At 35.0% G+C, this 17,363-nt stretch carries 20 protein-coding genes; 11 read left to right on the top strand and 9 right to left on the bottom strand.

What is annotated here, in order from left to right:
• Positions 1 to 93: 93 nt before the first annotated feature.
• Positions 94 to 321, bottom strand: coding sequence for a hypothetical protein (locus AC4BHP_RS06810; RefSeq protein ID WP_139063780.1), 228 nt, complete (start codon positions 319 to 321; stop codon positions 94 to 96).
• A 413-nt stretch (positions 322 to 734) separates the two neighbouring features.
• Between AC4BHP_RS06810 and AC4BHP_RS06805 the strand changes: the two genes are divergently transcribed.
• Positions 735 to 1,049: a hypothetical protein gene (locus tag AC4BHP_RS06805; protein ID WP_066100008.1), complete on the top strand. Its 315-nt coding sequence runs from the start codon at positions 735 to 737 to the stop codon at positions 1,047 to 1,049.
• 200 nt (positions 1,050 to 1,249) lie between these two features.
• Here AC4BHP_RS06805 and AC4BHP_RS06800 read toward each other — a convergent pair whose 3' ends face one another.
• Positions 1,250 to 1,735 carry a DUF4306 domain-containing protein gene (locus AC4BHP_RS06800; protein WP_066100001.1) on the bottom strand — a complete coding sequence of 162 codons (486 nt, stop codon included), beginning with the start codon at positions 1,733 to 1,735 and terminating at the stop codon, positions 1,250 to 1,252.
• A 98-nt stretch (positions 1,736 to 1,833) separates the two neighbouring features.
• Positions 1,834 to 2,871 carry an endonuclease I family protein gene (locus tag AC4BHP_RS06795; protein WP_490551773.1) on the bottom strand — a complete coding sequence of 346 codons (1,038 nt, stop codon included), beginning with the start codon at positions 2,869 to 2,871 and terminating at the stop codon, positions 1,834 to 1,836.
• A gap of 394 nt (positions 2,872 to 3,265) precedes the next feature.
• On the opposite strand from AC4BHP_RS06795, the gene AC4BHP_RS06790 reads away from it, so the two are divergent.
• From AC4BHP_RS06790 to AC4BHP_RS06775, 4 genes are all read left to right on the top strand, one after another.
• Entirely contained in the window at positions 3,266 to 3,661 is a 396-nt protein-coding gene (locus tag AC4BHP_RS06790) for a hypothetical protein (protein WP_066099998.1), read from the top strand.
• Between the two features lie 465 nt (positions 3,662 to 4,126).
• Positions 4,127 to 4,894 carry an alpha/beta fold hydrolase gene (locus AC4BHP_RS06785; protein WP_066099995.1) on the top strand — a complete coding sequence of 256 codons (768 nt, stop codon included), beginning with the start codon at positions 4,127 to 4,129 and terminating at the stop codon, positions 4,892 to 4,894.
• A 332-nt stretch (positions 4,895 to 5,226) separates the two neighbouring features.
• Positions 5,227 to 6,648 carry a hypothetical protein gene (locus AC4BHP_RS06780; protein ID WP_490551772.1) on the top strand — a complete coding sequence of 474 codons (1,422 nt, stop codon included), beginning with the start codon at positions 5,227 to 5,229 and terminating at the stop codon, positions 6,646 to 6,648.
• A 62-nt stretch (positions 6,649 to 6,710) separates the two neighbouring features.
• Positions 6,711 to 7,187 (top strand): BsuPI-related putative proteinase inhibitor, encoded by a 477-nt coding sequence (locus AC4BHP_RS06775; RefSeq protein ID WP_066099988.1) that lies wholly within the window; start codon positions 6,711 to 6,713, stop codon positions 7,185 to 7,187.
• Between the two features lie 179 nt (positions 7,188 to 7,366).
• On the opposite strand, the gene AC4BHP_RS06770 is transcribed toward AC4BHP_RS06775, so the two are convergent.
• Together AC4BHP_RS06770 and pepT are read right to left on the bottom strand one after the other, a co-directional pair.
• Positions 7,367 to 7,696, bottom strand: a complete 330-nt coding sequence (locus tag AC4BHP_RS06770) for a hypothetical protein (protein WP_490551771.1) — start codon at positions 7,694 to 7,696, stop codon at positions 7,367 to 7,369.
• Between the two features lie 455 nt (positions 7,697 to 8,151).
• Entirely contained in the window at positions 8,152 to 9,384 is a 1,233-nt protein-coding gene (gene pepT, locus AC4BHP_RS06765) for a peptidase T (protein WP_490551770.1), read from the bottom strand.
• Positions 9,385 to 9,548: 164 nt separating this feature from the next.
• Between pepT and AC4BHP_RS06760 the strand changes: the two genes are divergently transcribed.
• Positions 9,549 to 10,472, top strand: a complete 924-nt coding sequence (locus tag AC4BHP_RS06760) for an aromatic acid exporter family protein (RefSeq protein ID WP_066099977.1) — start codon at positions 9,549 to 9,551, stop codon at positions 10,470 to 10,472.
• A 62-nt stretch (positions 10,473 to 10,534) separates the two neighbouring features.
• Here AC4BHP_RS06760 and AC4BHP_RS06755 read toward each other — a convergent pair whose 3' ends face one another.
• Entirely contained in the window at positions 10,535 to 10,951 is a 417-nt protein-coding gene (locus AC4BHP_RS06755; protein ID WP_066099976.1) for a hypothetical protein, read from the bottom strand.
• 358 nt (positions 10,952 to 11,309) lie between these two features.
• Here AC4BHP_RS06755 and AC4BHP_RS06750 point away from each other — a divergent pair, with 358 nt between their 5' ends.
• Complete coding sequence (locus AC4BHP_RS06750; protein WP_490551769.1) at positions 11,310 to 12,797, top strand: aldehyde dehydrogenase family protein; 1,488 nt, start codon at positions 11,310 to 11,312, stop codon at positions 12,795 to 12,797.
• Between the two features lie 145 nt (positions 12,798 to 12,942).
• Here the strand turns inward: AC4BHP_RS06750 and yidC are convergent, their stop codons facing one another.
• Positions 12,943 to 13,725 (bottom strand): membrane protein insertase YidC, encoded by a 783-nt coding sequence (yidC, locus tag AC4BHP_RS06745; RefSeq protein WP_308810529.1) that lies wholly within the window; start codon positions 13,723 to 13,725, stop codon positions 12,943 to 12,945.
• Between the two features lie 26 nt (positions 13,726 to 13,751).
• Positions 13,752 to 14,039: a hypothetical protein gene (locus tag AC4BHP_RS06740; protein ID WP_066099970.1), complete on the bottom strand. Its 288-nt coding sequence runs from the start codon at positions 14,037 to 14,039 to the stop codon at positions 13,752 to 13,754.
• A 349-nt stretch (positions 14,040 to 14,388) separates the two neighbouring features.
• On the opposite strand from AC4BHP_RS06740, the gene AC4BHP_RS06735 reads away from it, so the two are divergent.
• Positions 14,389 to 14,661 carry a DNA-binding protein gene (locus AC4BHP_RS06735; protein WP_490551768.1) on the top strand — a complete coding sequence of 91 codons (273 nt, stop codon included), beginning with the start codon at positions 14,389 to 14,391 and terminating at the stop codon, positions 14,659 to 14,661.
• Between the two features lie 144 nt (positions 14,662 to 14,805).
• Here AC4BHP_RS06735 and AC4BHP_RS06730 read toward each other — a convergent pair whose 3' ends face one another.
• Complete coding sequence (locus AC4BHP_RS06730; protein WP_140461321.1) at positions 14,806 to 15,222, bottom strand: organic hydroperoxide resistance protein; 417 nt, start codon at positions 15,220 to 15,222, stop codon at positions 14,806 to 14,808.
• Positions 15,223 to 15,404: 182 nt separating this feature from the next.
• Here AC4BHP_RS06730 and AC4BHP_RS06725 point away from each other — a divergent pair, with 182 nt between their 5' ends.
• From AC4BHP_RS06725 to AC4BHP_RS06715, 3 genes are all read left to right on the top strand, one after another.
• Positions 15,405 to 16,031 (top strand): NUDIX hydrolase, encoded by a 627-nt coding sequence (locus AC4BHP_RS06725; RefSeq protein ID WP_066099964.1) that lies wholly within the window; start codon positions 15,405 to 15,407, stop codon positions 16,029 to 16,031.
• A gap of 58 nt (positions 16,032 to 16,089) precedes the next feature.
• A complete protein-coding gene (locus AC4BHP_RS06720) occupies positions 16,090 to 16,398 on the top strand; it encodes a GNAT family N-acetyltransferase (protein WP_306821531.1) in 309 nt (102 codons plus the stop codon).
• A gap of 128 nt (positions 16,399 to 16,526) precedes the next feature.
• Positions 16,527 to 17,150, top strand: a complete 624-nt coding sequence (locus AC4BHP_RS06715) for a pyridoxamine 5'-phosphate oxidase family protein (RefSeq protein ID WP_139891165.1) — start codon at positions 16,527 to 16,529, stop codon at positions 17,148 to 17,150.
• Positions 17,151 to 17,363 lie beyond the last annotated feature (213 nt).

The following is a 17,363-nucleotide window of genomic DNA, read 5'->3' as shown; positions in this document are numbered from 1 at the left end:
TATTATGAGCTCAAGACCATCTAACCTTGGTGCAGGTCATGCTGATATCTGAATTAGTTTTGTATTTTATAGTAATCTATAAATTATTTGAAATCATGAGTATAAAGTGATGAAGATTCTTAATAGGAAGATCATTGGTAATAAAATGATAAATTTTGTCACGGAGTATTTCGATAGTCCTTCAATAACTAAAATGGCAAATACGGCATATATGGTTATAAGCAATCCGAAAATCCAGTCATTAAAGCCAAAGTTCAACTGTAAAAAGGTTATGCAGATAATCGCTAAGAAATGGAGACCGTCGTACTTATCTCTGTTCAAAAAAAACCGCTCCTTTCCTTTATAGTCTATTCATGATGTAGGAATGGGAACATTTTAAAAACATCATTAAAACAAATAAACATGTAACTGACGTCTTTATTCTGAGGCACATTCGTTCCTTTAAACTGTACACTATGTCAATTGTATTTTTATAAACATAAGGGGGAGACCTATATTAGGTATTACCTTATACTATAAAGTTAATGGCAAAGGTATACCTCCTATTTTTGTAAAATTCATTGGTACATAGAATAATGCTAATTAGTTGGAATCCTTTTACTTAAAAAGCGGCATTTAGCAATTCTAAATGATAATTTTTGATGATAAAATCAATAAATAAGTTTCACTTAATTATTGAAAAAATCAGAATACATGTTTAAGAATATGCTGATGAATTATGAGGAGGAAAGAGAATGCTTTTGCCTTCTGTTGTACTTGCGGTGATCGGTATATTACTCATGATGAGTGGGAACTCGATTAGAAAAAAAGGAAAAACGTCCTTTATCGCAGGGAATAATGAAGTCTTTATTCCGAAGAATGAGAAAAAATTGGCTGAAAGAATAGGGTGGCTATTGGTTTTATTTGGTTATGAAACCGTTGCTTTTCCCATCTTTTTTTATTATATAAAAATCCTTGAAGGATACCATTTCGCAATATTGGCAATTCTTCATTTGGCGATTGTTTTTATTTTTATGCTTATGGATCAATTCGAAGCAGGGAATTCATAAGAAGATATGCCTCTTGGAGTACTCCTTTTTAAAACTATTCATTACAAAAACATTGACTTAGCACATTAGACATATCGACAATGGGATGGTTTTTGCAATTCCGCTAATCTCATCCTTAATCATTAACAGAGTTGAAACAAAAGAATGTCGCAATAAAAGGAGTGGAATTTTCACTCCTTCTTTTAATTATTGGTATTATTTTAAGTCTCATTTTGCTTAAATGTAGATTGTGTGAGTGTTTGAGTAAAGTGCTGATAGGCTAAGAGAGAGGAAATAATAACTCCTGATAGTAGTATGCTGGAATAAATAAATTTTGTCCCCACATGATCAGAGAGTATCATTAAACCTGCACTTGCCATTACACAAGCCAAGACCGAAAAATAATAAGCATGAGTCTTTGGATTTTTAATACCAATATAACTGGCTAAGATGAGGATACTAATGAGACATATCAACATAATAGCAGGAAAAAACGGCTGGAATTTTGCAGCATAAACCAGGTAATCTAATTTTGATACTTGATCGGCATGTGAAATTCTTTCTGCTGTAAGCATAGTAAATGGAGTGGACCACCGCCATTCGAAAATGTCATCTCGGAGAGCACTTCCTTCATAGAAAGCGGCCATTGTTGATAAACATAGCAATAACAATGAAGCTGAAAGCGGAATAATGGTTTTCAGTTTCATTTTGTATCCCTCATTTTTTATAGTATGGATCATGTAGTTACCAAAAAATATGACTGGAATCTTCAATTGTTAGCAAACTCTGAAAAAATATCTTATAATCATGTGAAATCCAGCTCAGGAAAATCAATATAGGGATTTCGATTTCCTTGGAGTTTAAAAATTGCCCAATTTCGATGTTTTTCATGAAGAGAGACCGGATGGTTGTTGTGCCATTTTTTGTATAGGTCGATATCAATCAATGACATTTTTTCTTGTATAATTTCATCAGGATACCTCATTAAAAAATATAAGCATGCTCGTGCTATTTCACCTTTGCCATTTTCAGGCTCAAACCTTTGATTGCCATCTCTTTTTCCGCAAAAGGATTTTATGACTTCTTTATAAGCTCCAGGTTTGTAGTCTTCAAAATCATAATAAGGAATATTACTTCTGAATGAATTACAATCTTTTTCACACGTAAATAAATGATGAAGATCTCCAACCATGGGGTGTCTTTTCTCAAACCACGATTGTGGAATGACATGTTCAATATTGAATTGGAGAGACCGCAATACGGACTCAATCAATATATTTTTATGTTCATGAAGCACTCCGAAATCCTTACTCAATACTTGTATCATTTGGTCGATTGCCGCATCTTCCAGCAGTTTATCCTGAGCAATTACATCACTGGGATTTAAGCTTTGGCCGGAATATATGCTTTTTATTTGACCATCTTCACGCAAATCTACCCATGAATGGAGCGCTTTTCTGCTGGTTGAATAGGAGAGCTGGGGATTATGAGTTCTTGTCAGCAATTCGGTCAGCTCCGAAACTAAATTATCATTTGAAAAGTCATCCAGTGGAAGGTTTTTGTAATACATATCAATAATGCTCTGGTCCTCTTTTTCATCGTAATAAATTTCATTAATCATGTCTGTAACTAGCTGGAATTCAATTTTCTCTGTAGGTTGTTCCTGAAGTTGGCGGGTAAGGGGTTGTGTAACATGAATAATAGAGTCATAGCATGCATTAAGAGTTTCCTTTATCAAACGGTGTGAGGGATTTTTATGGAATAAAGCTAGCAAAAAATGGACGGTATCCTGCAAGATTATTTCATAGGAATGAGAAAAAGACGGATGGATTCTTTTTTTCATCAGCTTCACCTCTTTATTTTGATAATATCAAGTGTGGAAACAAATGTAAATAAATGATGGTTACAGATTATCTAGAGGTTAAGAAATATATGATTTCAGTAGAATGATTATAAGATAATCATAGAGTGAATATTAACAAAAAGGGTGAAGAAATTCTTCGAATAATAAAATTTTCTATAAATCAATGTATAATATATCGTTTAAAGTTAGAATTAGCTATTGTATACGAGGGTAGAACTATTTATTACATAATGTAATCATTATTCCAATATTGTAGTTATATTTAAAAGAAAATTCTAAATATAATTACTTTTTATATCCTTCCATATATAAGAAGACAACTTTTGGTAAACCGTTTATACTTTTAAGTACTTAGCAGAAGGAGTTGGTATTTATGGTTACAAGCACTAGTTTAGAAGTAGAAGAAGAGATTAAGGCTATACAAGCTGAACATGAAATGTTAGAAGACACGCCTGAGGATTTCTTTGAAAAAGCTCCGTATCACTACAAAAATAATTACGGTGTAAAATTTGCTGCAATCATTGAAGAAGACTCTGTATTATTTACGAAGGATGATCAGGATTGGGGAAATAAGCTTTTAAGATTCTCAAAAGGTCAAGCTGAAGAAGCTATTATTCAATTAAAAAAAGAACAGATAGGTAAACTTGATAGAGAATCGATTAATATGCATAATCCAATGAATCGAATTTTAATCAGTATAGGAGAAACTCTTTTTTTAGCATCTGTATTACAGACTGCACTTGAAAAATGGCGCAGTCCCAAAAAATAAATATTTGAATATTACTATTATAACGAAATAATACCTCTAGTCTCATAGACTTGTCTATGGGGCTTTTATTATATCGGCCGATGTTAATTTATCATGAACTATAAAAAGTGCTTTTTCTCTTTTGGCTTATTTAATACTCTGATTATCGTTTGTTTCACAAAGTCCCTTACTGAAAGATTCAGTATGATTAGACTATGTATCGTCTTTTACCGCTGCTCCTTCATTTATTAAAAATATTTGTATATCTAGCACCCAAGAGGAAATAAATGTTAGAAGTGATAAATGCTTGATCAAACGCTAGCAGGAAGCGAAAAAATTATAGATATGTTCGGTATCTGATAAATGGAAATGTTTACGGATATTACTTTTGGGCATACATCTAATGTAAAATACTCTAAAATTTGAAACCATGAGTGTTGCTGTACGTAATGATAGTATATGTTAAATAACTAAAGGATGAAAAATTTGTTACATTATAAAATCTATAGTCAACAACATAAAGAATGGGTTGTTTTAGTACACGGTGCAGGAGGTAGCTCAACTATTTGGTACAAGCAAATTCGAGTATACCGTAAGCATTTTAATGTGTTGGTCGTCGATCTTCGCGGCCATGGTGATTGTGAGATTGAGAACAGTCCAACTAAATATACACTTGATTTGGTTAGCGAAGATATTTTAAATGTTTTAGATGAAGTAAAGATTGATAAAGCTCACTTTGTAGGAATTTCACTGGGGACAATGCTGATTCGTCAGTTAGCTGAGACGAACCCTGAAAGGTTTCATTCGATGGTACTTGCAGGCGCTGTAATACGTATTACACCAAGGCTGCACTTTTTACTTGGTATCGCAAATATGTTTAAGAAAATAATCCCATTTATGTGGTTATATAAACTATTTGCCTGGATTTTAATGCCGAGAAAAACCCATGAAACTTCACGTCATTTATTTGTTCAAGAGGCGAGAAAAATTAAGCATAGAGAATTTTTGCGTTGGTTATCACTAACTGGTGATATCGCAAGCTATTTATTGAAAATCAATGAAAAAGATACACATATTCCTACATTATATATTATGGGAGATGAGGATTATGTGTTTTTAGAACCAGTGAAGCGGCTAGTAAAAAAACAATCATCAAGTCAGTTAGTCATATTAAAGGATAGCGGTCATGTATGTAATATAGATCAAGCTGCCCAATTCAATGAGATATCCTTACAATTTTTATTGGCGCATTGAAATAACAAAAAGCCAAAGTTGATGATAGTAAAGCGATTGGCATATATATCGATTAAACAATTCATTTACTAAAATAATCTTAATTCTTTTACATCGGTTATTAAACCTTTTAGAGTGATGTGGTAATCTCTCTAGAAGGTTTTTATTTTGGACTGTGAATGGGTGTGATGAGAGAATATAGTCCACTCTCCTCTTAATATTAGTACTTGTTTTGTATATATTGAATATAAACCCAATTATTCATCATAGGTTATTATATAAACCAATCAATAAGTTTTTTAATCCAGTATTGAGGGAAAAGAGAGATAGATAGAGAGATGGGGGTATACAGAATGTCTAAGATAGAAATCCCAGAACTTCAAGTGGAACAATCCTACCTACAGTTCATCTTCCCCTTTCAAATAAAGGACTCACGGAGTGAGGGCTTGGTTCAGCAGTTAATAAAAGAGCAGTGGGAGTTTTTTGATTTAAGAGATACAAGTCAGGATTGCAAATTTTATGGAGATATACGAGTATCTCATGAACGCATGGAGAAATTTTTTCTTCCTAATATGGAGCCCATTTTATTTCCCCCAACTATAAAGGATAAAAATGCATTTCGTCGCTTTAGTAAAATTATCAATCAAAAGGGTTGTTTACAATCCAAGTATTTAGAAACTGATTTTATATTAGTATCTTTTGATATCTTTGTTTGTCCGTATAATATTGGCATTATGAATATGCGAATTAATTTGCCTGATCATATGAGCTATAATGATGTTCTTCATTTTATAGACTTATTCAGACAACTAGATAAACCGCATGATATAGTTATTAGATTAAATGAAAAAGAGTATTCTGAAACAAAAGGAATTATTTTCAATGAATATTGTCCATGGCTGGAGGATCATTTATCAAAGAAAGAGCATACAACCTATTTTGGCAGTTTGCCATTTTTTATAGAAGAACGTATGCAAGTTTACTACTATTTAGCTTTCGAAAAGAATACCCTCCTGGATGAAATTTCTTTATACAGAGCCGCTTTGATTAAGGGATATAATAGGGAAGGACATCCCTATGCCGGTGCTAAATCGGAGGCATACATCCATCGCTTTTGTGATCAGCATGTATATGATCGATGGGGCGATTCTTCCTATTATATAATCAGTAATTATGCATTTGTCTGTCTATCAAATGAATGTGAAGAGAAAAGTAAATTTATTGCTGAGCGTATGTATGGAGAAAATTTTTACACAAATATTTTATTCTTTTTCAATCGACTCCTCTTATTAGAATTATCGTATGAGAATTCCCAGCTGAGAGTGGATGATAAAAAAGGTTCTATTGAAAAGCTTATCATTCGAATCACGAATTTTTCTGCACAATTTTATCAGCCTGAAGTACATAGCCGGATTTTTGGGAAAGAAATCTATTTAAAAATGAAAGATATTTTTCATATGGATGAGCTTTATAATCATGTGAACCGAACACTTGGCAATCTCTATAAAAACCACGAAAAGCTAACAGGGAAACGACATGAATATTTACTTACGTTTTTAACTACATATACGGTTATTTCGGGAATTTACGGCATGAATCTGGTCATTGAACAGGATTGGAAAGGGAATATTAACTGGTCCCAGGCTGCTTCCTATTCCTTCTTTGAATATATCGCTTTATTTGTAGCATTATCCGGAATTGCGTTGGGTGGAGTGTTAGGAATCGTAACAGTCTATAAATGGATGAAGGAAAAAATAAAATCTAAGAATGATTGAGCAGGGGAATGGCAGATGATTGTAGAACCTAACAAACAAAGGAATTATAAGGAGGTGTGAGTTTGAAAAAAAGTCTAAGCTTTATTTTATGTATCCTCCTGTTGGCAGCATGCGGGCAAGAACCCAGTCCAAACAAAGGAAGTGATGATAAACCAGTGAATATAGATAAGAGTACAAATCGTATCAATGATGCAAGTTTAACGTCAAGCTTAGTCCAAAAGAACAAAGTCGAAAATGATTACTTATTTGTATATACAGTTGAAAACGAGACAGCGAAACCGATTAAATTAACGTTTAACAGCGGCCAAACGTTTGATTATATTTTAAAGGATCAAGCGGGAAAAACAATCATCCAGTATTCAGAGGGAAAATCCTTTATACAGGTTATTACTGAAAAAGAACTGGTTAAAGGAGCGCAATTAACGCATGATATCCATTTGAAAGACCTTGAACCTGGAGAATACACTCTAGAAGCATGGTTAACAGCCAAAGGGGTGAAGGATGACTCAAGGAAAAAAATTCAGTTCAAAGTAGACTAACGAAAGGAGGGTACCAATTTATATTATATTTGGATACTCAACCTTCAAATCAATGTAAAAAAATAGCCCAATCATATTTTAATTTTATAATATGATTGGGCTATTTTTTTATGATTCAAGTCCTAATGATTCTACCTTATACAACTATCAAGCCAGACACATTCGTGTTCATTAAATAGTTAGTTTTGTGTTTCTATCTTCTTCTTAGCAGCACGTTTTCTCGGTTTAGATACTTTAGCCAGATATAAAGCTTTATTATTTATTACATCTGTGAACCCGCTTAGCATCATTTGAGCGGATAAAATGGTTAATCCTAAAAATAGGATAGGTATAAGTGGTAACCAGGGATACCCGATCAGATTATCGTAAGCTTGGCCAATCAAACCTGACCATTCGTGAGAAGCTGAGTTAGCATTTCCATCAGAATCCTGTAATGTACCGCCAAAGAAAATTTTTAGTACTCCTAGATGAGCTAATACAACGAGTACTTGTATGTACTGCTGAATCAAAATAATAACGATATTTTCTTTTAAATGAGGAAGTATATGTGTCTTTAATTTATGTAGTTTACCGCCACCTAACTATAGGATAGGTTGTTCCTACTGGCTGGGTAGGTTAAATGAATAATAAATGGAATTATTTTGTACTGTGAAAGGGGAATAGGATTGTGATTTTTAATTATAGTGGTTTTATTAGTCTATCTCTTTGACTTTGTAAAACTGAGAAAGCAAAATGAAATAATAATCGCACAAAACGAAAAAGTTATTGCCCTATTGGAGAAAATTGAAAATAAGTAGTATATATTTTGCGGCTTGCGGAGGGATATAATTGGGGTTTTAATAGTTCTTTTATATTGGATATACCATTTTCCTTGTCTGGTTAAATTCAAATAAAAGAGGATACCTAGCCTCTATAATAGACTTGGTATCCTCTATTCTGCACACTCTTTTTCATATAAGAGAAATTATGCCCGTTTCTCAAATAATTGTACAAGTTCTATGATGACTTCGGTGGCTTTTTCCATACTTTCAACAGCTACATATTCATATTTACCGTGGAAATTTTCTCCTCCGGCAAAGATGTTAGGAGTAGGCAGGCCCATATAGGATAGTTGGGAACCATCTGTACCGCCGCGAATTGGTTTAACAATTGGTTTAATGCCCAAGTTTTCCATGGCTTGATGGGCGACATCGACTATTTCCTTTACAGGTTCAATTTTTTCTCCCATATTATAATATTGATCATTCATATCTAATATAATATTTTCTTCGCCGTATTTAGCCTTGTATTTTGCAACAAGGTCTTTCATCGTCGCTTTTTTGGCTTCAAATTTTTCACGGTCATGATCTCGGATAATATAAGCGGCATGAGTACGTTCTACATCACCGTTTAACGATAGGAGATGATAGAAGCCTTCGTAGCCTTCTGTATATTCGGGTGATTCTTCTTTTGGAAGCTCATCAATGAAATTCATGGCAATCTTTAAGGAGTTGACCATTTTATTTTTAGCGGATCCTGGGTGGACATTGGTTCCTTTAAAAGTCAATTTTGCCCCTGCAGCATTAAAGCTTTCAAATTCAAGTTCACCAATGGGACCGCCATCCAGTGTGTAAGCAAAGTCAGCATTAAAACGCTCCACATCAAACTTATGAGGGCCTCTGCCAATTTCTTCATCCGGTGTAAAAGCGACACGAAGTTTGCCGTGCTTAATTTCCGGATGTTTAATTAGGTAATCCATTGCCGTTACGATTTCAGCGATGCCTGCTTTATCATCAGCACCAAGCAGAGTAGTGCCGTCAGTGGTAATAAGTGTTTTACCTATATACTCTTTTAGCTCAGGAAAGTCTTTCGGTGATAGGATGACATTAAGATTTTTATTAAGCGTAATATCACCGCCATCATAATTCTCTACGATTTGTGGTTTTACATTCTTACCGGTAAAATCGGTAGCCGTATCGACATGAGCAAGGAAGCCGATTGTTGGTACTTCTTTTTCTGTATTCGCGGGAAGGGTGGCAAATAAATAGCCATTTTCATCAAGTGTTACTTCTTCCATTCCTATTGTCTGCAATTCATCTTTTAGAAGATTTAAGAGGTCAAATTGCTTCTCTGTAGAAGGGCATGTTTGACTGTTTTCATCGGATTGGGTATCAATTTTTACATATGTAAGAAAGCGTTCAACTAATTTCTTATTCATCAGATTCATCTCCTTCTGTATTCCTATTATAACGAAAGTTTTATTGATCAACAAAAAGTTATTCGAATTTTCTTTAGGTTAATATTTCCGTACAGAGGTAATTTTATTTATTTCGGGTATTCTTATATAATGGGGATGGAAAGAAAGAAGGGATCGATACAACCATGTTTACAATTGGAAGCCGCACAGTTAAGACAGCGATTGGCGCGATGATTGCCTTGGTTATTGCTCAAGTTTTGTCGCTGGAAAATACAGCAACCGCTGCAGTCATCACCTTATTAAGTGTTCAGAGTACACAGCGCAGAAGTATACAGATTGCATGGCAGCGGTTTGCAGCTTGTATACTTGGGATTTTATTGGCTGTATTGATATTTGAAGGATGTGCTTATACAGCTGTTGCAGTAGGTTTATTATTATTTATTTATATACCGGTCATGGCTAAGCTGGGGCTTCAGGACGGTATTGTACCTGGTTTTGTTATTGTCATGCAATTATACATATCGCAAAATATTACGTATGAGCTTATTTTAAACCAAATCTGCATCGTATCGATTGGAATTCTGGTCGCTCTTTTGTTCAACTTATATATGCCAAGTGTTGAAGGTGAGATTAAGAAGATTATAAAGGAGCTAGAAGGAAATTTTAAAGTGATCTTCTTGCAATTCGGTCAGTTTATTCGGAAGAAAGAACGTGTTTGGAATGATGAATACATTATTAAAACAAAGAAGCTAATCGAAGTGGGTATGGAATTAGCCAAGAGAAGTGAGGAAAATTCCTTTTTTAAAAGAGACTCCTATTATTTGCAATACTTCACTAAAGTGCATCAGCAATTCCAAATCGTTGAGCGAATGGCTCCTTTAATCATTCATCTGCCTACAACATTTGAGCAGAATGAAATGGTAGCTGACTTCGTAGATGATTTGGGTGCAAATATAGAAGACCGGAATCGTCTACTGTTAAAATTACAGAATCTAAGAGGTAAGTTTGAGAATATGGATTTACCAAAAACAAGGGAGGAGTTTGAAACTCGTGCTGCCCTGTTAATCTTGATCAATAAAATTGAGCAATTTATCGAAATCCAATCGTAGTAAAGAGAACGTGCTGTTTTCAAAACAGTTCGTTTTTTTTGTGTGGAAGAAAGGTATGGCGTCTATAATATTGCTGCTTCTGGCCGTAAACTTTCACAGTATTCATGCAACAATTTCCATCCATCTTCATATCTTTTAAATCTCTGTACAAACAGTTTAACAACCTCTTTCTTTTCACCATCCATTTCAAATGTTACCCAAAATAAAACAATGACCTCATCCTCAGACGCTGGAGTAGTATGTAAAATAGTAAAATTCCATTTTGGGTTATGTCCGCAATATTGTTCAAAAGCTTCTGCCCATCCTAGGCAAGCCTCCTTATATCCCCAATCTGAAACGACACCATCCGCATTTGCCCAACGAACAGATAAATTCAGAGAAAGCTTGGAAATCATCAATTCAGTATTACAGCTATTCCATATAGATTGAAATTCAAGAAAGAAGGACTTAAAATCCTCAATAAGTACTGACTGATTCAAATTGGAACCTCCTCGTTAAAGTAAAGATGGAGCCTCTTTAATACTATTCTATACAATGGATATATTTCCCTTTTATCAATAAGAGAAACTATTTTGTATGAGAGCATTTTATCATTCATTTTGAAAGCATGTGTTTAAAAATGCAAAAAGCGCGTCTATGTTGCTAAAAGAACACAAAAGTACAATATAGATCAAGCTTTGCTCTTTTTCAACAAATATATGGTGTATTGAATTAATTCATGTCAAAAAGGAGCGAACGATTCATTTGCTCTTCAGATGGTAATTAATTGAAAATGGAAAATAGATGGAATATACTGAAAGCGTTCACAAAATGATGGATATAAATGGAGGGAATTAAATGACCACTACTATAAGCTCTAATATTAGTCCCAAATTAGCAGAGTTTCTAAAAGGTACAAAACAGTTATATATGAATGGTGAATTCGTAGACTCAGTATCTGGTAAAACATTTGAAACAATGAATCCTGCTACTGGTGAAGTTTTGGCTGTGATTTCAGAAGCGCAATCTGAAGATATTGATATAGCTGTCAAAGCTGCACGTAAAGCATTTGATCAAGGACCATGGAGAACAATGAATGCTGCAGAACGCAGTCGTTTAATATACAAATTGGCAGATTTAATGGAAGAAAACAAGCTGGAGTTGGCTCAATTGGAAACATTGGATAACGGGAAGCCTTTCCGTGAAACATCTAATGCAGATATTCCATTAGCCATTGAACACTTCCGCTATTTTGCAGGTTGGTCGACTAAAATCATGGGACAAACCATCCCAGTAGCCGGTAATTTTTTTAATTATACAAAACATGAACCAGTTGGAGTGGTTGGGCAGATTATCCCGTGGAATTTCCCATTATTAATGGCTGCCTGGAAACTCGGAGCGGCACTTGCTACCGGGTGTACAATCGTATTAAAACCAGCAGAAAACACACCTCTTTCTGCATTATACCTGGCACAACTAATTAGTGAAGCTGGATTCCCGGATGGAGTCGTCAATATTGTCCCAGGATATGGTCCGTCAGCAGGACAACCATTGGTCGATCATCCAATGATCGATAAGATTGCCTTTACGGGTTCGACTAAGGTGGGTAAACAAATTATGAAATCAGCTGCTGATACGCTGAAACGCGTAACATTGGAACTTGGAGGAAAATCGCCGAATATCATTCTTCCGGATGCAGATTTATCAAAGGCTGTTCCGGGTGCATTAATGGGTATCATGTTCAATCAGGGGCAAGTTTGCTGTGCAGGCAGCCGTTTATATGTCCAAAAGAAAATGTATGATAATGTCGTTTCTGATTTAATAACGTGTGCCAAGGATATTAAACAGGGTAATGGGTTAGAAGAAGATACAACGATGGGCCCGCTTATTTCCGCCCAGCAGCAGTCCAGGGTAAAAGGATATATTGACCAAGGTGTTGAAGAAGGAGCCGAAGTGTTAATTGGAGGGGATATTCCATTTGATAAAGGCTATTTTGTATCACCGACCGTGTTTGCAGATGTAAACCATAGCATGACAATAGCAAAAGAAGAAATATTTGGACCTGTTGTAGCGGCCATGCCATTTGATGATATTGATGATCTTATACAAAAAGCCAATGACAGCAACTACGGGTTAGCGGCAGGTGTTTGGACACAGGACTTGAAAAAGGCTCATCAAATCGCACATAAGTTACAAGCGGGTACGGTATGGGTAAATACCTATAATACATTTGATGCGGCTTCTCCTTTTGGAGGGTACAAACAATCCGGTATTGGTCGTGAAATGGGAAGCTATGCACTCGATAACTACACAGAAGTGAAGAGTGTATGGATTAATATGGACTAAGATCTTTAAGAAAGCAGTGTGGTTATGGACGGTAATCACACTGTTTTTCCTTATTTGGTTAATCAGTTAAATAAGAGCATAAATAAGCCCCATAAAAGTCAGAGCTATGTCTGTCTTTTATGGGGTGATTTTATTTATTAAGAGCTTAGCTTTTCTTTAAAGATGGCTCAGTTTGAATTTTTGGAAGGTCTTTTGGTTCTTCCTGTTTAAAGATACTTTGTAAAACGAATGTCTGGATGATCAAGAAGATTCCGCTTGTTATCCAATAGAGCGGAAGAGCAGCCGGAGCCGAAAAAGAAATGAACATAATCATCATAGGTGACAAGAGTCCCATTAATTTCATTTGATTCTGCTGTTCAGGCTGCATTTGGCTTGAGCTGACTTTGAATTGGAGATAGTAAATCAATCCGGCAATTAACGCCATGATCATGTTCGCCTCGCCAAGACTAAACCAAAGGAAGTCATGGGTTGCAATTGTATGTGAGTCCCTAATGGCATAATAGAATCCCATTAATATCGGCATTTGAATCAGCATTGGTAAGCATCCGATATTGAGAGGATTTACGCCATGCTTCTGATAAAGCTGCATCATTTCCTGTTGAATTTCTGCTTTCTTCGCTGCATCAGTTGTTTGTTTTAATTTTTCTTGTATAGCTTCCATCTCAGGCTTTAAAACTTCCATTTTCCGTTTCATATCAGCTTGAGTTTTATACTGTTTAACAGTCAACGGCATGAGCAATAATTTAATCAGCAACGTAGCCAAAATAATGGCGAGCCCATAATTCCCCTGAAATAGATCTGCATTAAATTCCAGTAAGGATAATAAGGGAGAGACAATAAAGTGTTGGAAAAAACCGTCTCCGTTAGAATTGGCTGAACATCCACTCAACAACATTCCTGCGAATAAAACACCTATTAATTTTTTCAATCCATTTCCTCCGATCATGTATTTGTTTATACGATGGGATGGAAATGGCTGCTTTCTTTATCTCCGGGGTTTACCTTAATACGAAATAAAGTGAAAAAGCGTTGAATATGGCGTTTATCTATAATTGGCTGTTTCTTATTGCTTTTTAAAATCGGTTGATTCGTTCCTTCTTCATAGTGGTTACTGAAAAGGACTTTATTTTGCTTATGCACTATGAATAAGGCGGCTAACGGAAAGACAACCGAGAATAAAAAGGCAATTATTAATGTCTGCTGTATGACATCATAATCGTATTCAATTAATAATCCTATCATGGCTGGCAACTCTCCGTTTAAGATTTTCAAATTATGAAGTGATTTGTTATGGATACTATACCATTAAATGAATGCCAGGGATAGAAGAAGTTCTCTTATTAAGTGAGAAGAGACGAATAAGAAGGGAATAAAGTTTTAGCTGAGAGGTGAACAGTTTTTTTTGATTGATATTTACTTATATAAACAAAGGTGTTAGCTACCTTAATCATTATGCTGCAAGATCAAAATAAAGTTTAATAAAAGGATTTAACAATATTTTAATCGAATAAATATAGATGCATATAAAAGAGTCAGAATTCGAAGGGAAATTTCTTTATGTTTACTAGAATTAAAGAAGGGGGAGATAGATTTGGAAATAGATATATCAGGTGCAGGAATAAATTTTGGGCTATTTTGTATTGGGGTTGGATTAGCTTTATTGGGGCATTACATAGGTAAAGGACTCATAAATTTTCGTCAGTCTAAAAATGTAATTGATTACAATGTGTTTTTAAAAGAGAGTGACCTAGCCTATATTTTTAAATTAAATAGGAATGAAATAAAGGCTTTATTGACTGAACATCAGGATGTCCCTAAGCTGGTATTAAACGGAACTACCTATTATCCTAAAACAATTAATTGAATGGATTTCATCCAAGAATTTTAGCAGTTAAACGGACGGTTTAAGTAAAAAAAGAACAAACGGCTGGTTTCCCAGTCGTTTGTTCTGTTATTTATAAGCGAATAGACTCTATCCTATAAAAATACTTATATAGAAAGTAAGTAATCACACCGTAATAATGGTTACCTCAATATTTCCTCGCGTTGCTTTAGAATAAGGGCAAACCTGGTGGGCCATATCAGCATATTTTTTAACTTCTTCTTTATCCAAACCAGGGATAGAGACATCTAAGCGGACAGCCAGTTTAAAACCGCCATCTTCTTCATCTTTACCAATCGTTACATTAGACGTGACCGTTGTATCTACTTTTTTTCGATCCTTACGTAATACGAGGTTTAATGCACTGTCATAACAGGCAGCATATCCTGCTGCAAACAGTAATTCTGGGTTTGCAGCTTGTTCTCCGCTACCTCCCAATGCTTTTGGTTGCCTCACATCTAAATCTATAATCCCGTCTTCAGATTTTACATGTCCTTCACGACCGCCTGTGGATGTGACGGTTGCTGTATATAATGGTTCCATCAAACCAACTCCTTAATTAATGATATATAGCACTTTTCCCTATTTTGGTTTTATTAAACAGATTGTCAAAAGAATAGGTATTAATCATTATGAAAATATCTCCTTTTTTATCTAGACTACATAGAAAAGCTAGGCATATAATAATGGTGAAAGTAAATATATGGGAAGTAGTGTGTATATGTATGGAAACAGAAATGCTAACTATTTTTGATGAATCAGGTTCCGCGATTGGGGTAGCCACACGCGATGAAGTCCATAATAAAGGATATTGGCATCAAACCTTTCAATGTTATGTGGTTGGAAAAGAAAATCATGAAGAATATATGTATCTTCAACTTAGAAGTCATTTAAAAAAAGATTTTGCTAATGTTTACGATATAACTGCAGCGGGACATATTCTTTCAAACGAAACGGTAGCTGATGGTGTAAGAGAAGTTAATGAGGAACTTGGATTAAATGTTACCTATGATCAACTAAACAGCCTTGGTATGTTTCCTAATGTAATAGAAACAGAGACAATCAAAGACCATGAATTAAGTCATGTTTTTCTTTATGAAATGACAGAACCTATGGAGACTTTTATCCTGCAGCCGGAAGAAGTATCTGGAATGGCAAAAGCTCGATTATACGATTTTATTTCTTTTTACAATGGAGATTCAGATCATTTGGAGATTGAAGGCTATAAGCAGGATTCTAGCGGAGGTAAAACCTGGTTTAAGGAGACAATAAGTAAGGACCGGTTTGTACCGCATTCTAAGCAGTATTTTGTTAGCGTGGCAGAAGCTATTTGCTCTAACCGGAAAGCTTAAATCGAGGAAGTGCTTAGAAAAGATAAACGATCGGTAGCATAGTCAACTGAATCTCGGAATGGACATAGAAATCAAAGTAAATTATAACTCAATATATGCCGAGTCTATGCAGCAAGTCTATCAATCTGTGGGCTGGAATAAGCATACAATTGAAATGATTAATCAAGTATTCACAGTAAGCACGCATGTGGCCATTGCTTTTAAAGAAGATAGACTAATTGGTTTTGGAAGAGCGCTATCAGATGGTGTATTTAATGGTGCGATTTATGATCTCGTAGTCCATACAGACGAACAGGGTAATGGAGTAGCTAAGGAAATTATTAACTCTCTATTAACACAATTGAATCCGTATCTTGTATCCACTTAATTTCGACAGTCGGAAACGAGGAATTTTATAAAAAATGCGGATTTTACCCATTGAAAACAGGTATGGCCCGCTATTTGAATCAGGAGTTGGCTGAAACCTATTTGGTTAAATAAAAAAGGGGGAATACAATGTTTGAACAGATTATAACGGAGGCAAATGAACTGCGTGCTCTGATAGGAGAACCAAGTAAACTAGTAAAAAATAAAGTGATTAAACGATTGGATGATCATTGTGTTCATTTCATAAGCAAATCTCCGTTTGTGTTTATTGGTACAACGGATGGAAACGGGAATTTAGATGTTTCACCTAGGGGAGACCAAGCTGGATTTGTTCGAATATTGGATGAAAATTATTTGATAATTCCAGAACGGAGAGGCAATAAAAGAATGGACACTCTATACAATCTTCTAATGAACCCTGGAGTAGGCTTGTTGTTTATTATTCCAGGCTTGGGTGAAACCCTCCGTGTAAATGGAAAAGGGTACGTAGTAAAAGATCCAGACTTGCTTGAGTGTTTAGGTGTTAATGGAAAGACACCAAACATCGGTATTGGGGTTAAGGTAGAGGAATGCTTTATTCATTGTGCAAAAGCATTTATTAGATCAGAATTATGGAACCCGACAACGTGGCCAGATAAAAATTCTCTTCCTCAAGCTTCAAAGATACTTGCAGCGCATGCCAGCAAATTGAAAACAAGAGCTGAAGACATTGAAATTCAATTAAAGGAGGGTTACACAACCAGATTATATTAAGCAATTTTTTTGTTGCTCTCTGATAGTAATCTTATTCTTTCGCCACAGTAAAAATAAGACTGTTTTCGTAAGGATGTTGCTTTTGTATAATTTATTCTGAGTTGTAAAACCGCCACCTCCAGGAAGGAAGTGGCTGTTCTAGTTATTTAAAGAAATGACGCGTTAATTCATATACCTTTTTACATAATTATAGAGTGGTTTTACATCATTAAT

This window comes from Pradoshia sp. Z4_20 (assembly GCF_058216035.1).
Note: the sequence above shows the minus strand (reverse complement) of the source record. Positions and strands in the feature narration are given on the sequence as shown.

Excerpts from the sequence above, each read along its gene's own strand:
- AC4BHP_RS06805 (WP_066100008.1), top strand. The coding sequence starts at position 735 with ATGCTTTTGCCTTCTGTTGTACTTGCGGTGATCGGTATATTACTCATG.
- AC4BHP_RS06800 (WP_066100001.1), bottom strand. The coding sequence starts at position 1,735 with ATGAAACTGAAAACCATTATTCCGCTTTCAGCTTCATTGTTATTGCTA.
- AC4BHP_RS06795 (WP_490551773.1), bottom strand. The coding sequence starts at position 2,871 with ATGAAAAAAAGAATCCATCCGTCTTTTTCTCATTCCTATGAAATAATC.
- AC4BHP_RS06790 (WP_066099998.1), top strand. The coding sequence starts at position 3,266 with ATGGTTACAAGCACTAGTTTAGAAGTAGAAGAAGAGATTAAGGCTATA.
- AC4BHP_RS06780 (WP_490551772.1), top strand. The coding sequence starts at position 5,227 with ATGTCTAAGATAGAAATCCCAGAACTTCAAGTGGAACAATCCTACCTA.
- pepT (WP_490551770.1), bottom strand. The coding sequence starts at position 9,384 with ATGAATAAGAAATTAGTTGAACGCTTTCTTACATATGTAAAAATTGAT.
- AC4BHP_RS06760 (WP_066099977.1), top strand. The coding sequence starts at position 9,549 with ATGTTTACAATTGGAAGCCGCACAGTTAAGACAGCGATTGGCGCGATG.
- AC4BHP_RS06750 (WP_490551769.1), top strand. The coding sequence starts at position 11,310 with ATGACCACTACTATAAGCTCTAATATTAGTCCCAAATTAGCAGAGTTT.
- AC4BHP_RS06740 (WP_066099970.1), bottom strand. The coding sequence starts at position 14,039 with ATGATAGGATTATTAATTGAATACGATTATGATGTCATACAGCAGACA.
- AC4BHP_RS06730 (WP_140461321.1), bottom strand. The coding sequence starts at position 15,222 with ATGGAACCATTATATACAGCAACCGTCACATCCACAGGCGGTCGTGAA.
- AC4BHP_RS06725 (WP_066099964.1), top strand. The coding sequence starts at position 15,405 with ATGGAAACAGAAATGCTAACTATTTTTGATGAATCAGGTTCCGCGATT.
- AC4BHP_RS06720 (WP_306821531.1), top strand. The coding sequence starts at position 16,090 with ATGGACATAGAAATCAAAGTAAATTATAACTCAATATATGCCGAGTCT.
- AC4BHP_RS06715 (WP_139891165.1), top strand. The coding sequence starts at position 16,527 with ATGTTTGAACAGATTATAACGGAGGCAAATGAACTGCGTGCTCTGATA.